General features: G+C 39.1%; 12 protein-coding genes and 1 riboswitch. Of the genes, 7 read left to right on the top strand and 5 right to left on the bottom strand.

Going from position 1 to position 15686, the window contains the following annotated elements:
• Positions 1–67 precede the first annotated feature (67 nt).
• The 4 genes from BN53_RS04160 (at position 68) to BN53_RS04175 (ending at position 4234) form a co-directional block, all read left to right on the top strand.
• Positions 68–472, top strand: a complete 405-nt coding sequence (locus BN53_RS04160; protein WP_009559668.1) for a YwiB family protein — start codon at positions 68–70, stop codon at positions 470–472.
• Between the two features lie 45 nt (positions 473–517).
• Positions 518–1078 carry a DNA-directed RNA polymerase subunit delta gene (rpoE, locus tag BN53_RS04165; protein ID WP_009559669.1) on the top strand — a complete coding sequence of 187 codons (561 nt, stop codon included), beginning with the start codon at positions 518–520 and terminating at the stop codon, positions 1076–1078.
• A 122-nt stretch (positions 1079–1200) separates the two neighbouring features.
• On the top strand, positions 1201–2820 hold the full coding sequence (locus tag BN53_RS04170) for a CTP synthase (protein WP_009559670.1): 1620 nt from the start codon (positions 1201–1203) through the stop codon (positions 2818–2820).
• 121 nt (positions 2821–2941) lie between these two features.
• Positions 2942–4234: a UDP-N-acetylglucosamine 1-carboxyvinyltransferase gene (locus BN53_RS04175; protein ID WP_040537318.1), complete on the top strand. Its 1293-nt coding sequence runs from the start codon at positions 2942–2944 to the stop codon at positions 4232–4234.
• A 66-nt stretch (positions 4235–4300) separates the two neighbouring features.
• Here the strand turns inward: BN53_RS04175 and BN53_RS04180 are convergent, their stop codons facing one another.
• The 3 genes from BN53_RS04180 to BN53_RS04190 all read right to left on the bottom strand — a co-directional run bounded on the left by BN53_RS04180 (position 4301) and on the right by BN53_RS04190 (position 7735).
• Positions 4301–5722 carry a C69 family dipeptidase gene (locus BN53_RS04180; RefSeq protein WP_009559672.1) on the bottom strand — a complete coding sequence of 474 codons (1422 nt, stop codon included), beginning with the start codon at positions 5720–5722 and terminating at the stop codon, positions 4301–4303.
• 157 nt (positions 5723–5879) lie between these two features.
• Entirely contained in the window at positions 5880–7157 is a 1278-nt protein-coding gene (locus BN53_RS04185) for a nucleobase:cation symporter-2 family protein (RefSeq protein ID WP_009559673.1), read from the bottom strand.
• Positions 7157–7735, bottom strand: a complete 579-nt coding sequence (locus tag BN53_RS04190) for a xanthine phosphoribosyltransferase (RefSeq protein ID WP_040537319.1) — start codon at positions 7733–7735, stop codon at positions 7157–7159. Before BN53_RS04190 ends, BN53_RS04185 begins: the two co-directional genes overlap by 1 nt.
• A 77-nt stretch (positions 7736–7812) precedes the next feature.
• Positions 7813–7910, bottom strand: a riboswitch (purine riboswitch).
• A gap of 140 nt (positions 7911–8050) precedes the next feature.
• Here BN53_RS04190 and guaA point away from each other — a divergent pair.
• The 3 genes from guaA (at position 8051) to BN53_RS04205 (ending at position 13115) form a co-directional block, all read left to right on the top strand.
• Positions 8051–9604 carry a glutamine-hydrolyzing GMP synthase gene (gene guaA, locus BN53_RS04195; protein ID WP_009559675.1) on the top strand — a complete coding sequence of 518 codons (1554 nt, stop codon included), beginning with the start codon at positions 8051–8053 and terminating at the stop codon, positions 9602–9604.
• Between the two features lie 582 nt (positions 9605–10186).
• Positions 10187–11791 carry an APC family permease gene (locus BN53_RS04200; protein ID WP_040537329.1) on the top strand — a complete coding sequence of 535 codons (1605 nt, stop codon included), beginning with the start codon at positions 10187–10189 and terminating at the stop codon, positions 11789–11791.
• Between the two features lie 112 nt (positions 11792–11903).
• Positions 11904–13115 (top strand): ATP-binding protein, encoded by a 1212-nt coding sequence (locus BN53_RS04205; protein WP_009559677.1) that lies wholly within the window; start codon positions 11904–11906, stop codon positions 13113–13115.
• Between the two features lie 612 nt (positions 13116–13727).
• Here the strand turns inward: BN53_RS04205 and BN53_RS04220 are convergent.
• A complete protein-coding gene (locus BN53_RS04220) occupies positions 13728–14327 on the bottom strand; it encodes a hypothetical protein (RefSeq protein WP_009559678.1) in 600 nt (199 codons plus the stop codon).
• 212 nt (positions 14328–14539) lie between these two features.
• Positions 14540–15430, bottom strand: coding sequence for an Rgg/GadR/MutR family transcriptional regulator (locus BN53_RS04225; protein ID WP_009559679.1), 891 nt, complete (start codon positions 15428–15430; stop codon positions 14540–14542).
• Positions 15431–15686: the final 256 nt, after the last annotated feature.

Below are 15686 nucleotides of genomic sequence, written 5' to 3' on the forward strand. Positions count from 1 at the left end.
TGTTTTTTTGCAAAAATGTCTTAAAATAGTATACAACTAACAAAATTATAACAAAAAAGGAAACGGTATGACGAAAATTAAGGTAGATTTAACCAGTACAATTATTCAAGACGACAATAGCGAAACTTTCCACCAGCAAGCTCCAGGCGAATTGACCATTCAGCAAGGAATAATTCGCGTGTCATATTTAGAAGATGAACAAATTCCGGTCAAGTTGCTGATTAAGGGAAAGGAAATGATTATTAGAAGAGGAGTTGATCATAGCAACTACTCGCAAATGCGCTTTGTTTTAGGCGAAAAGAGTGCTTGTCGCTACGTGGTTAGTGGCCGGCAGATGGATTTGACTAGCGTGACTAATTTATTTTCTGCAAGATTAGATCAATCAGGCAAAGGAAAAGTTCGGCTTGAATATGATCTCTTCAATGGTCTATACTTAGTAGGTAATTATGCTGTCACGTTGATTTTTGCTTAGATAATTAGTAAAATAAAGAGATTACATAAGAGAGGACGAACTACTGTGGGATTAGAAGACTTTAAAGACAAGAACCGCAATGAATTGTCAATGATCGAAGTTGCTCGTGCAATTTTGGAAGATAGTGGTAAGAGAATGCCTTTTGCAGACATCGTTAATGCAGTGCAAAAGTACCTAGAAAAGAGCGATGAAGAAATTCGCGAACGTTTGCCACAATTTTATACTGATATGAACACTGATGGTGAGTTCATTTCAATGGGTGACAACGTTTGGGCCCTTCGTTCATGGTTCCCATACGAATCAGTTGATGAAGAAGTTAACCACCCAGAAGATGAAGAAGAAGACGAAGATTCACAACGCAAGCACCACAAGAAGGTTAATGCCTTCTTGGCATCTGCTACTGGCAGTGACGACATTATCGACTACGACAACGATGACCCAGAAGACGAAGATCTTGAAGTAGACGACGATGATACTGAAGACTACGATGCAAGCGATGATGACGATTACGATGAAGATGATGATGAAGAGGATTCATTGCCAGACGGCATCGAAGGCCAATTGTCACAATTAAGCGATGATGACGAAGAGGAAGAAGAAGAGTAATTTGCTTGACTTAACTGTCAAAAGCAGTTAGTATGTTTTTTGGGCACCATTAGTGCGTTTCGCTCCCGTAAGGGAGCCTTTTTTATTTATTCAGTGAATGTTTTTTGAAGCGAGGCATGTAAATGACAAAATATATCTTTGTTACCGGTGGAGTTGTTTCATCATTAGGAAAAGGTATTACTGCATCAAGTTTGGGCCGTTTGCTTAAGAACCGCGGTCTTAAGGTTACTATGCAGAAATTCGATCCTTACATTAACATTGACCCAGGTACTATGAGCCCATACCAACACGGTGAAGTTTATGTAACCGATGATGGTACTGAAGCTGACCTTGACCTTGGACACTATGAAAGAATCGTTGACGTTAGAACAAGCAAGTACTCTAATGTAACTACTGGTAAGATTTATAAGGAAGTATTGGAAAAGGAACGTCGCGGCGACTACAATGGTTCGACTGTTCAAGTTATTCCACACATTACTGACATGATCAAGCAAAAGATCATGCGCGCAGCTTTGACGACTGATTCAGATGTAATTATTTCTGAAATCGGTGGTACTGTTGGTGATATCGAATCTACGCCATTCATGGAAGCAATTCGTCAAATGCGTCGTGAAGTTGGTTCAGACAATGTAATGTACATTCACTGTACTTTATTGCCATACTTGCATGCTGCACATGAAATGAAGACTAAGCCAACTCAACACTCAGTTGCTGAACTTCGCAGCATCGGTATTCAACCAAACATGATCGTTTTGCGTGCTGAACAACCAGTTGCACAAGAATTGAAGGACAAGATTTCTACTTTTACTGATGTGCCAGTTGAACGCATCATCGAATCAATCGACGCACCATCACTATTTGACTTGCCTTTGGCCTTCCAAGCTCAAGGCATGGACCAAAAGGTTTGCGACTTCTTGCACCTTGAAAGCCCACTTCCAGAAGCTGATATGGAAGCTTGGAAGAAGCTTGACGAACGTGCAAAGAACTTGAAGCACAAGACTAAGATCACTTTGGTTGGTAAGTATGTAGAACTTGAAGATGCTTATATCTCAGTAACTGATGCCTTGCAACACGCAGGTTACTTGTACAACACTAAGATCGAAGTTGAAAAGATCCAGGCTGAAGATATTACTGAAGACAACATTGCTGACTTGATGAAGGATTCAGCTGGTTTGATCGTTCCTGGTGGTTTTGGTGTTCGTGGTCTTGAAGGCATGATCACTGCAATCAAGTATGCCCGCGAAAACGATATCCCATTCTTGGGTATCTGCCTTGGTATGCAAATGGCCAGTGTTGAATTTGCTAGAAACGTGCTTGGCATGAAGGATGCACATTCAACTGAAGCTGATCCTAACACTACTCACGGCATCATCGACATCATGGCTGACAAGCGCGATGAAGAAAATATCGGTGGTACTTTGCGTTTAGGTCTTTACCCTGCAACTTTGAAGAAGGGTACTAAGACTAGAGCTGCCTACGATGATCAAGAAGTTATTCAAGAACGTCACCGCCACCGTTACGAATTCAACAACAAGTACCGTGAAGAATTTGAAAAGGCTGGCTTGGTCTTCTCAGGCGTTTCACCAGACAACCACTTGGTTGAAATTATTGAATTGCCAGACAAGAAGTTCTTTATCGCTGCTCAATACCATCCAGAATTTTTGAGTCGTCCTCAAAGACCTGAAGGCTTGTTCAAGGCCTTCATCGGTGCAGCTAGTGGTTTGCCAGCTGAAGAATTCTAAGTTTGATCATACAAAATCTTAAAAATACAAGACTTCCCATGGTGGAACTCTTGTATTTTTTTCGTTTTTCCTATAACATTATTATGATTATTGAAAAGTAGAAAAGGATTTGTTTTCGCCAATGAAGCAGATGATAATTCATGGTGGAAAGCCTCTGCAGGGTGATGTTTGGATAGGTGGAGCTAAGAATTCGACTGTTGCGTTGATCCCAGCGTCGATCTTATCGAGAACCAAGGTAACTTTGGAAGGCGTTCCAAGAATCGCTGATGTAGACAACTTGATGGACCTATTGTCCGAGATGGATGTACGATGCGATTTTAAAGAAACCACATTGCATATCAATCCAGAAGATATCAAGATGAGTCCATTGCCAGCAGGTAAGATCAAGAGTTTGCGTGCCTCATATTACTTTATGGGCGCTTTGCTAGGCCGTTTTGGTAGAGCGGTAGTAGGCTTTCCCGGTGGTGACGATATTGGCCCACGTCCCATCGATCAGCATATCAAGGGCTTTGAAGCTTTAGGTGCAACAGTAAAGAATGAAAATGATCAAATCATTATTACTGCACCTAGTGAAGGTTTGCATGGAGCAAAAATTCACTTAAAAATGCCATCAGTTGGCGCAACCATGAATATTATCATGGCTAGCGTAACTGCTCAAGGACAAACAATTATCGAAAATGCAGCTAAAGAGCCAGAAATTATTGATTTGGCTACATTTTTGAATAATATGGGTGCAACTATTCGTGGTGCTGGAACTGATACGATCAGGGTTGAAGGGGTAGCCGAATTGAGAGCCCAGATTCCTCACACGATTATTCCAGATCGAATTGAAGCCGGAACATATGTTTCTTTAGCAGCCTGCATAGGTAATGGTATTCGCATTCACAATATCATTGAAGAACACTTAGATGCATACCTAGCTAAGGTAGAAGAAATGGGCGTGGTCATCGATGCTGATGAGGATTCCCTTTATGTTTACCCAGCAGGGGATTTGAAGATGGTGCAAGTGAGAACCGATGTTTATCCAGGCTTTGCGACTGACTTGCAACAACCAATTACGCCACTTTTGTTAACAGCTAAGACAGGCGAGGGCGTAGTTATCGATAATATCTATCCTAAGCGCGTGGGACATATTGCCCAATTGCAGAAGATGGGTGCAGATATTAAGGTTGAAGACAATATTATTTTGGCTCATCCAACTACTAAGTTGCATGGTGCAGAAGTAACTGCAGGGGAAATTCGAGCAGGTGCTTGTTTGATGATCGCTGGTTTGATGGCTGAGGGTAAGACAGTCATCAACAAGGCTGGCAACATCTTGCGTGGATATGACCGCGTAGAGCAGAAATTGCGCCAACTTGGTGCGGATGTCGAGATTGTTGATGATCCTGACGTACCGGGAATTTTTGATATTTAAATCTAAAACAAAAAAACTGATAGATTGCTTTTTAAAAGCATCCTATCAGTTTTTATTTTGCTCAAATTAATCTAGCAAATCGTATTTCAAAGTCATCAAGCCGTGGCCTTCATTGACCATTGAGCCAAGCAAATCAACGGTGTTTTGATATACTAATTCAGCCATTTGCTTGTTTGCTTCTTCAAGCTTAGCCACTAATTCATCGCCACTAAGGCCTTTTACTGCACGATCAGTTTCGTGTTGAATCTTGTGGCATTGAGCTAGGCTCTTTTGTTCGAAGTCGTTTTCTAATTCGCCATAAACGCGGTAATTAGTGTCACCAAGTTGAGCAGCTAATTTGTTAACCCAAAAAATTTGCTTCAAGTCAAACTTGCTACCAGTCTTAAAGCAAGTTGGGGTGTCGGTGATGTTGGTGTAGAATGGCACCATTGTGTTAAAGGTATTAGGGCCAAAAGCTAACCATTGAACGCCGGCTAGTTCTGCTGGTACATCATTTCTAAGTTGCAAGATGTGAGTTTCGAAGTTACGGTTGATACCTACTGGACGGAAGGTCTTCTTTTGTTCAGGAGTACCTTGGTCGCCGTATGCATCGTATGGAGTATCTTGGTAGTGTGAGCTTTCAGCCCATTTGATATCTTCAATACTGATCCTGCGGTTAGCGTAACAAATAAATGGTTGATCTTGATCGCCAGGTTGGCCGCCAAATTCTGGATTGAAGAAGTTGTGCAAGTACCAAGCACGAGGATTGTTGTAGTGAGCGTCTTTAATGGTTGAAGAACCAAAAATGTGACGCATGTTGTAGCCTTCCTTATCAGGATTCAAGTGATAAGTTTCAATCAATTCCTTAAGGTCGCTGCTTGCCATGAAATCAGGATCGTCAAACTTGAATTCGTCGATGTTCAAGCGGTTAGGTGCAACAACGTAGGCGTCATCTGGAATACGACGAGCGATCCAGTGGTGACCACCGATAGTTTCTAGGTACCAGATATGGTCATTGTCAGAAAAGGCCATGCCGTTCATTTCGTAGGTACCATATTTTTCTAGAAGGTAACCAACGCGCTTAACGCCTTCTTCAGGAGTGTGGATGTAAGGCAAAGTCAAAGTGACGAAATCTTCTTCGCCAAGGCCCCCTTCACTTGGATCAAGCACAGGATCTACACCCTGGATTCTAGCGTTAGTGGTGATAGTTTCAGTTGCAGTCATTGCGATGTTAGCTGAATTGATTCCAGCTGCTGCCCAGATACCTTTTTCGCGGGTAGCGTCTGGTGCACTAGTATAGCGCAAAACTTCGCCAGCCAAGTCTTCATCATCGATCTTTTGCTTGCTGATGACGCTAGTGTAGTGTCTTGGTTGGTCAGCTGGGTTAACAACTTCAAAGCTCTCAGGGATGATTACGCGTCCACCATCTTCGCTTCGAGCAATCATGGTTGAACCGTCAATTGTGGCATTTTTTCCCACAAGGATAGTAGTACATTCAGTTTGTTTCATAAACATTGTCCTTTCTTTATTTATATCTATTGTAGAGAAAATTTGTGCAAAAGAAAACCTGATCAAGTAAGATCAGGCTAGGAAAAAATATTGCAATTACAAGTAGGAAACTTGTTTAGATAGAGATTGTAAGTAACATTGAGTTTTTTTCAGGGAATTAGTGTTTATCACCCCTTCCCCTAAGCAAGAGGTTAAGAATTGTTGATGATAGAGAAGCAATTACGATTCCGTTGCTCAAGAACAATTGAACGGTTTGTGGTAATTTTTGGAAAATTTGTGGGTAGACGGTAACCCCTAAGCCCAAACCGATTGAGATTGCCACAACTAAAATGTTGCGGTTGTCTTCAAAGTCGACTTTAGCAAGCATCTTGATACCTTGAACGGCAATCATCGTAAACATAACTAGCATGGCCCCGCCCAAAACTGGGGTAGGGATGATGGTTACTAGGGCACCAACTTTAGGAAGTAATCCCATTCCCATCAACAAGCCAGCTGCCCAGAAGATTGGACGCTTGGTCTTGATGCCTGACAATTGAAGCAAACCAACGTTTTGTGAGAAGGTAGTGTAAGGGAAGGTGTTGAATAGTCCACCTAAAACTTGCGCCAAACCTTCGGCGCGGTAACCTTTTTTGAGGTCTTCTTCGGTGATGTCTTTTTGCAATAAGTCACCAATGGCAAAGAAGACACCAGTTGATTCAACCATGGAAACTAAGGCGATGATGATCATGGTTAAACAAGATGACCATTCGAATTCAGGCATTCCAAAGTAGAAAAATTGTGGCAAGTGGAACCATGCAGCTTCTTTAACTGGTGCAGTAGAAACCATGCCCATCATGGCAGCAACTAAACTTCCGCCGATCAAACCGAACAAAACAGCAATTGAACGGATGAAGCCTTTAGTAAAGATTTCTACTAAAAGAATAATCGCAATCGTAAGAAAGCCGAGGATCAAGTTTTGGCTACTACCAAACGCCTTGTCGGCCGCATTTCCGCCGCCGATATTTTGAATGGCAACAGGAATCAAGGATAAACCAATGACAGTAATCAAAGTCCCTGTAACTACTGGTGGAAAAAGCTTTTTGATCTTAGAGAACCAGCCGGCAACTAAAAAGACGAAAATTCCGGCGACAATGATTGCACCATACATGGCATTGATTGAGAACTTTTGTCCAATCAAGATCAAAGGCGCAACTGCTTGAATGGCACAACCAAGCACGACTGGCAAGCCAATACCGAAGTACTTGTTTCTGAACAATTGTACCAAGGTGGCTAACCCGCACATGAAAATATCGATTGAAACTAAGTAAGTCATGTGGGTAGCGTTGAATTTCAAGGCAGTCCCGATCAATAATGGCACAGTAACTGCACCAGAGTACATGGCTAATAGGTGTTGTAAACCTAAAACGGCAGCTTTCTTATGATTGACTTCTTGCATTATTCCTCTCCTACAAAGTGGACTTGACCATCTTTAAAACTATCGATTTCTGCTAAAGCTTCAAAACGCAAACCGGCATCCTTGATCCAGTCGCTGCCTCCTTGGAAGATCTTGGCAACTACACCGCCCACGCCGACGATTTCGCAGCCAGCTTGCTTTGCGATGTTGACCATACCCTTGACAGCCTCGCCGTGAGCAATGAAGTCATCAATGATTAAAATTTTATCGTTTTTATCGAGGAACTTTTCTTCTACGCAAATCTTGTTGTTAACTTTCTTGGTGTAGGAGAAAACATCAGCCCAGTAGACCGCATCATTCAAAGTGGATGGCTTTTTCTTTCTAGCAAAAACCATTGGCACCTTCAATTGATAAGCAACCATCACCCCTGGAGCAATTCCAGAAGCTTCACAGGTCAAGACCTTGGTTACCCCACTATCAGCAAATAGACGGGCAAATTCCTTGCCGATTTCCATCATTAATTCAGGATCGACTTGATGGTTCAAGAAAGAGTTGATCTTTAAGACATCTCCATCTAGAACTTCCCCATCTCGTCTAATGCGCTCTTCTAATAACTTCACTTTTTCCTCCTGTTGAAACAAAATAGGCCTCTTCTACCCAAAATAGAGTAAAAGAGGCCCTTAAGCGTATAAAACGCAACTGACTTCCAATTACCTATAGTCCAGAATTAACGGTTCTGGGTAGAGACTGTTGACCATATTACAACGATATATAGATATTTTGACTTGATGTTTGTATTCTAGCAGAAAAAATTACCGAACACAAGGCAATAATTTTTTGAAAACGTTCGCTAAATAAAAAGTTTCTAGTTGACCAAAATTCTTTTTCTTAGTAAAGTAGATGAAAAAGTGTAGAAGAAAAAAGGAGTTGCGAACGTGGCTAATAAAAATCTAGATGATTTTGATAAGATTATTGTCCTTGACTTTGGTAGTCAATACAACCAACTAATCACTCGTCGTTTACGTGATTTTGGTATTTACTCAGAGTTATTGTCTCATGATCTTGATTTAGACAAGATCCGCCAAATGAAGCCAAAGGGTATTATCTTTTCAGGTGGTCCAAACAGTGTTTATGAAGATGGCGCATTGAGAGTTGATCCGGAAATCTTTGAATTAGGTATTCCGATTTTGGGGATTTGTTACGGAATGCAATTGATGGCCCATGATCTTGGCGGCAAGGTTGAAAGTGCTGATAATTCAGAATATGGCCGAGCAGACATTGAAGTTACTGATCCTGAAGCTAAGCTATTTGCTGACTTGCCAAAAGAGCAATATGTTTGGATGAGTCATGGAGATTTGGTTACTAAGGTTCCAGAAGGCTTTTCAGTTATTGCTTCAAGTGCCAACTGCCCAATTTCTGCAATGGCTAACGATGAAAAGAAGTTGTACGGCGTACAATTCCATACTGAAGTTCGCAACAGTGAATACGGCTTAGACATCTTGAAGAACTTCGCCTTTGGCATTTGTCAGGCTGAAGCTAACTGGACTATGGACGACTTTATCGAAATGCAAGTCGCTGAAATTAGAGAAAAAGTTGGCGACAAGAAGGTTATCTTAGGACTTTCTGGTGGGGTTGACTCCAGTGTAACGGCAACACTTCTACATAAGGCAATTGGTGACCAATTGACAGCGATTTTTGTTGATCATGGTATGCTTCGTAAAGACGAAGGCGACCAAGTAATGCAAGCTTTAAACCGCGACTTGGGTGTTAACATCATCCGCGTCAATGCGCAAAAGCGCTTCTTAGATAAGCTTAAAGGTGTTACTGAACCAGAAAAGAAGCGTAAGATTATCGGCCGTGAATTTATCGAAGTCTTCAACGAAGAAGCAATGAAGCTTAAGGATGTTGATTTCTTGGCTCAAGGTACGCTTTATACTGACGTAATCGAAAGTGGTACTAACACCGCTCAAACAATCAAGTCACACCACAATGTTGGGGGCTTGCCAGAAGACATGCACTTTGAATTGATTGAACCACTTAGAAAATTATTCAAAGACGAAGTTCGCGTCTTAGGTGAAAAGTTGGGTATTCCACATGACTTAGTTTGGCGTCAACCATTCCCAGGCCCAGGTCTTGGCATCAGAGTAATCGGCGAAGTAACTGAAGACAAGTTGAAGATCGTGCGCGAATCAGATGCGATTTTGCGTGAAGAAATCAAGAAGGCCGGCTTGCAAGAAGATATTTGGCAATACTTTACTGTTTTGCCAGGCATCAGATCAGTTGGCGTTATGGGCGATGGCCGAACTTACGACTACACAATTGGTATCAGAGCTGTTACTTCAATTGATGGAATGACTGCAGATTTTGCGCATATTCCATGGGATGTGATGAGCAAAATTTCAACTAGAATCATTGATGAATGCGACCACATCAACCGCGTAGTTTACGATGTAACCAGTAAGCCACCTGCAACTATTGAATGGGAATAATAAAATTAACGTTGGAAAAATTTCCAGCGTTTTTTATTTTGCAAAAATGGCGTTTTGTTAATAATTATCGTGGATTGAAGAGCTGATTATTGACAAAAGTAGGGTTTTGTTAATAATTAATTGAAACAGCGGTTATGATTATTAACAAAAGACAGTTTTGTTAACAAAAAAGCAAAAGTTCTTAGTACGTTGAAACTAAGGACTTTTTGCTATGGTGATTATTTTTTATTCAGTCGATAGCGATTAATGAGATAAGAAATAATGGGTGCTACTATCCCTCCTAATGAGCCTAATCTATAATGACCAAAGCCGATTAGGGTAAATGAGACGATTCCGATGACAAGGAAAACTATTAGAACTACAAAAAGTCCTGTTTTATCAACTTTTATTGTTTTTTCACTGCCTTTCTAAATTACCGGCTTTTCTTGTCTTAATTATATAATTTTGAGGCAAAAATAACCTAGTAGAACACCTGACTGATGAAAAGTTTACTCAATCCACGCTACATATCAAGATGGTGCATGAGGGCTTGAGCAAAATATCTCAATAGCAAAAGTGGCTGTTTTGATCTAGAATAGAATGATGACTTTGTTGAAAGGATTATGTCTATTGAAAAATCAACAACATAAAATCAGCTTATTTTCAGCCGTGATGCTAGCCTTGAACTCATTGATTGGGTCAGGCTGGCTCTTTGGATCAGGTTCAGCTGCTAAGATTGCTGGACCTGCTGCGATTATTTCTTGGATACTTGGTGCGGTAATTATTATTGCAATAGCGATCAATTATATTGAACTTGGCGCCATGTTCCCAGAAAGTGGCGGGATGAGCCGCTATGCGCAATATAGCCATGGACCTTTGCTCGGCTTTATCGCAGCTTGGGCAAACTGGATTTCTTTAGTTACCTTGGTTCCCATGGAAGCTGTTGCTGCTGTCCAATATATGTCGACTTGGCCCTGGAGCTGGGCGAATTGGACCAAGCACTTTATGGCTAATGGCGATATTACGACTGCCGGACTAGGGATCGTTTTATTATTTATGATTATCTTCACCTTGATCAATTTTTGGTCAATTAGAGTGATGACTAGGTTCACTAACTTGATTTCTGTTTTTAAAATCCTGCTTCCAACTTTAACCATTATGACTTTGCTGTGTACCGGCTTTCACTCATCGAACTTTGGCAGCAATTTGCATGAGTTCATGCCATATGGGTCAAGAGCGATTTTTGAAGCGACGTCGATTTCAGGAATTATCATGTCCTATGATGCCTTTCAGACTATCATCAATATGGGTGGAGAATTGGAAAATCCGCGCAAGAACATTGTTCGTGGAGTTTTAATTTCGATGCTAATCACGGCAGCGATTTATATTCTCTTGCAGGTAACCTTTATCGGAGCAGTTGATCCACAAATTTTGGCTAAAACTGGTTGGCATGGAATTAACTTTACTTCGCCATTTGCGGATCTAGCAATTTTATTAGGCTTAAATTGGTTAGTAATTTTGCTTTATCTAGATGCTTTTGTATCACCATTTGGAACAGGGGTGGCATTTGTAGCTACTGCTTCTAGAGCCTTGGCAGCGATGACTTATACCAAGCACTTGCCTAAATGGCTAGGCAAATTGAATCGCACTTATCTAACGCCAAGATATGCGATGATCTTTGATTTGGGCTTAGCTATGATTTTAGTTAGCGTCTTTAGAAACTGGAACTTGCTAGCAACAGTCATTGCGACAGCAACTTTGATTGCTTATCTAACTGGACCAGTAACGGTTATTGCACTAAGAAAACTAGCCCCTAATCTTAATCGGCCATTTGCACCTAACTATATGAAATGGCTAGCGCCAATGGCTTTTGTTTTGACTAGTTTAGCCATTTATTGGTCAATGTGGCCAACAACGATTGAGGTGATTTTGGTAATTGCAATCGGTTTGCCCGTTTATTTATACTACGAATTTAGACTTAAAGATGGGCAGATGAAGAAGCATGTTTATCAAGCTTTATGGCTGTTAGTCTATTTAGTATTCTTGTCAGTAATTTCTTATGTCGGAAGTACCGGTTTTGGCGGACAAGATTGGATCAAGTATCCATGGGACTTTGTTTTGATAATTGTAATTAGCTTAGCCTTTTATTCTTGGGGTGTTAGAAGTGCATCACTAGATCATCTTAAGAAGGATAAAAATAGCAGATAGTTTTCTATCTGCTTTTTTTGTTGTATGAATTTTTATTCGATATAACTGATAAAATATAAAAAATATAATTTTTGTTCAGTATATCTGATAAAATTAGAATGAGGTGGTAACAATGATTCAACGAGAAACATACATTAATCAAATTCGACCATACTTTAACACTGACCTAGTTAAGGTGTTGACGGGGATTAGAAGATCGGGTAAGTCGGTTATGCTTAAATTGATTCAGGATGAATTAGAGAAAGAAGGAATCGATCGCTCACGATTTATTAGCTTTAATTTTGAATCTTTGAGATATGCCAAATTAAGAGATGGAATGGCCCTGTATGAGGCAATTTCTTCTAAGATTGAACATATGACTGATAAAGCCTATATTTTTATTGATGAAATTCAAGAGGTTACGGATTGGGAAAAGGTAATTAACTCGCTTAGAGTTGACTATGATTGCGATATTTACATTACAGGATCTAATGCAAAGTTGTTGTCTGGAGAATTAGCAACATATTTGGCAGGACGCTATGTGAGTTTTGAAGTTTATCCATTTTCATTTAAAGAATTTTTGAATGTTTTAGATAAAAGCCCAGCAGATCCTGCTTTGCAACAGGACTTCAATCAATACATTCAATTTGGTGGGATGCCTGAAATTGCAAATATTAAAGACTATCAAACTAATGCAGATAAGTATCTGCAAGATGTATATTCGACAATCATGTTGAAGGATATTATTCAGCGTAATAACATTCGTAATGTTGATTTACTAGAAAGAATTATTCAATACGTCTTAGCAAATGTGGGACACACGTTTAGCTCGAATAGTCTGGCTAAATACTTTAAGTCAGAGTATCGTTCAGGATCAACAGAGACGATTCTAAATTATTTAAAGGCATGTTGCGATGCATTTCTATTTTATAAAGTTAAACGAGAAGATGTGGCAAGCAAGCGACTTTTATCAGTCAATGAGAAATATTACATAGCTGATCATGGTATTAGACACGCTATCTTAGGTAATAATCAGGCAAATATTGACCAAATTTTAGAAAATATCGTTTTTTTAGAATTAAAAAGACGAGGCTATCAAGTGAGAGTCGGCAAAGTTGGAAATCTAGAAATTGATTTTGTTGCAGTAAAAGCAGATAAAAAGATTTATGTTCAAGTTTCGTATTTACTAGCTAGCGAAAAAACAATTCAAAGGGAATTTGAGCCACTTTTAGAAGTTAGAGATAATTATCCTAAATATGTGATTACAATGGATCAGTTGAATTTTAGCCGAGATGGAGTTATTCATCAGAATATCGTTGATTTTTTGCTGTCCGATCAGTATTAATAAAAAAGCAGATAGTTTTCTATCTGCTTTTTTGTTGCATGAATTTTCATTCGATATAACTGATAAAATATAAAAAACATATTTTTTGTTCAGTATATCTGATAGATTTTGTGGAAATAATTCAACCGAATTTTCGCTTAAACCAATTACTTATCCTTTGGCTAAGCTGATGCTTGTCCCACCAGTAGAAGATTATAAATTCGATGATTATTACTAACAATAGTATTAACGACCAAGTTAGATCTCTATATTTGAAGTAAAAGAAAATGTCTAAAGCTAGAGCGGTAACAAGTCCAATGATGTTTTTGCGCCAGAATGACTTCATTTTGTGCCTCCATCAGTTCATACTATTGCAAAGTGTAAAGCCAAATGCTAAGGGCAACAGCAAGGATAATAACGCAAATTATTAGAAAAATTTTCAAAGGGCCTTTTGGCAAATGTTCTGATAGTAGATAACCGATAAAACCACCGATGTAGATGGGGAAACCTTTGAACCAAAAAGATAATGATTTGCTAGTTATCTGCGTGAGAATGAGTGTTCCAATTAGTAAGAGCAAAAAGTAAATCAGATCTTTAAATATGAGGTTGCTTTTTTTCATATTTGGTCACTTTCTAAAAGTTTATTCTACCGTTATTTGGATATGCGTCGTGTTCATCCCAATATTTTGCAATTTGATAGCCTGGGCTAGCATAATTTAGCGCATACTCTATTGCAGTTGCAGGGACACTACTTCCTAAAACTTTTATTACAGCCTTTTTTACTATACTTTTTGCTGCTGATTTAGACATTGAACCTAATGCAGCTTTAATACCAGCGGCAGCAATTCCACCTAAAGCAATTGAAATTGCTGTATCGATTGCTGCTCCCATTTGTGACACGGTAATTCCTTTCCATCCTCCTTGAACAGCGAAGCTTACAAATGGAGAGGTACTCGTAGCGTTCTCTAGTGGTGGAATTTTATAATCGCCATTCAATTGGGCCACAACCATTTTCTTTAGATAGGAGCGTCCTAAATCTGAATAATTCTTTTGAAGCTGATCAACTAGTGACTCAATTTTATCTTCTGACCATCCTTGATTCGTTTTAGTTATTCGGGTAACTTCAGATGAATGTATTTCATCAGCCATAACTTTACCAGGCATAATAGATGCAGAGCAACTCAAAAGAGTCATAAAAGTAACGGAATATGCTATAGATTTACTGATTTTCATGATTTTTCCTCCTATCATGAATTCTAACAATGACAAAGCAAATCAAGCAAAGTCTCCTACCGAACGAATCTTACTATGACTAGGCTTTAAACTATCATCACTTAATAAAGCTACTTGCTTTATCTGCTTACATTTTACAACCGCTTACAATCGTAGAAATAATTATGCCAATATATTGGCATAATTTTAAAATGAGGCGAAATTCAACTATGCTAATTATGCAATCCAAGATGATTATCTATTCGTCCTAATGCAAATCTTAATCCCTCTTCTAGATCGGATAAATTGAAGAGATTAAGGCTTTCAAGCATTTCTTTGATTATTTGTCTATTTTGTTTACTTGGATTTTTAGAGTAGATGATGAACTCTTTGATGAATGCAAGGCGAATTTTTTCATTAGCGTATAGATCGCTGAACTTATTTTTATTGCTGTCCAGTAATTTATAAAGGGATTCCGCCTTTTTAAGATCTTTGACAATCAATATGAAATTTGCATTCAGAAGCGAACTTATAATAGCTACTTTCCACTCTTTAGATTGATACTTATGTTCAAGTCCATCAAAAACTAGAGAGTAGGAAAGACTGTAAATTTCACTTGAAGACATCATGTGTTGGGTGTTGCCGAAGACATAGACATCTTTCATAGTCCAATTGCGCTCACCGGAATCAATATTACTGAAAAATGATCGAAGTCGAACTTTATCTTGCTTAGATGAAATATCTTTTTGAGTTAATTCATAATAGAAGTTACAGGCGATTATTCCTTTAAGAAAGCGATCTTTATCAGTTAAATGACCCTGTGCTTGGGTCAAAGTATCAGATGCATAATTCTTTAAATAAGCCGTGTCGTTATTGATATATGCGGATTTTATCTCAGATGTTAAATCATAGAATTTAAGTGACGAATCGATAAATTCAGTTGGATTGATTTCGAAATATTTGAGTAGTTGAATAACTTCTTCAAAGCCTAGATTACCTCTGCCATTTTCCCAATTTCCTAGTCTTTGTCTAGAGGTGTTGATTACTTGAGCTGCTGTTTTAAGGCTGATATTTCGCTGCTTGCGTAATTGCTTGAATTTTTGCCCGTAATCGTAGTATTTCATAAAAAGGGGGGCCTCCTAACATGAAGCATAAGATAATAAAAATTTTGACAGGAATATTAATTAGTGGTGGCATTATTGTAGTAGATGCAGTGGCAAAATACTTACTATAATTCACAATTTATTATACCACCTTACCGGGTTTATCAAAGCAAGACTGGCTGCAAGCTAGCCTTGCTTGTTTTTGTTATCGATAACAATTTGTTTAGCCTTGTAAAGCGTTTCCATAAGACTGATAATAAATAATGTTATTTGATAT

Source organism: Lactobacillus pasteurii DSM 23907 = CRBIP 24.76 (assembly GCF_000297025.1).
GTDB classification, from domain to species: domain Bacteria; phylum Bacillota; class Bacilli; order Lactobacillales; family Lactobacillaceae; genus Lactobacillus; species Lactobacillus pasteurii.

What these genes read in the sequence shown, in the direction of transcription:
- BN53_RS04160 (WP_009559668.1), top strand. Translation starts at nt 68, where the DNA reads ATGACGAAAATTAAGGTAGATTTAACCAGTACAATTATTCAAGACGAC.
- BN53_RS04170 (WP_009559670.1), top strand. Translation starts at nt 1,201, where the DNA reads ATGACAAAATATATCTTTGTTACCGGTGGAGTTGTTTCATCATTAGGA.
- BN53_RS04175 (WP_040537318.1), top strand. Translation starts at nt 2,942, where the DNA reads ATGAAGCAGATGATAATTCATGGTGGAAAGCCTCTGCAGGGTGATGTT.
- BN53_RS04180 (WP_009559672.1), bottom strand. Translation starts at nt 5,722, where the DNA reads ATGAAACAAACTGAATGTACTACTATCCTTGTGGGAAAAAATGCCACA.
- BN53_RS04185 (WP_009559673.1), bottom strand. Translation starts at nt 7,157, where the DNA reads ATGCAAGAAGTCAATCATAAGAAAGCTGCCGTTTTAGGTTTACAACAC.
- BN53_RS04200 (WP_040537329.1), top strand. Translation starts at nt 10,187, where the DNA reads ATGACTTTGTTGAAAGGATTATGTCTATTGAAAAATCAACAACATAAA.
- BN53_RS04205 (WP_009559677.1), top strand. Translation starts at nt 11,904, where the DNA reads ATGATTCAACGAGAAACATACATTAATCAAATTCGACCATACTTTAAC.
- BN53_RS04220 (WP_009559678.1), bottom strand. Translation starts at nt 14,327, where the DNA reads ATGAAAATCAGTAAATCTATAGCATATTCCGTTACTTTTATGACTCTT.
- BN53_RS04225 (WP_009559679.1), bottom strand. Translation starts at nt 15,430, where the DNA reads ATGAAATACTACGATTACGGGCAAAAATTCAAGCAATTACGCAAGCAG.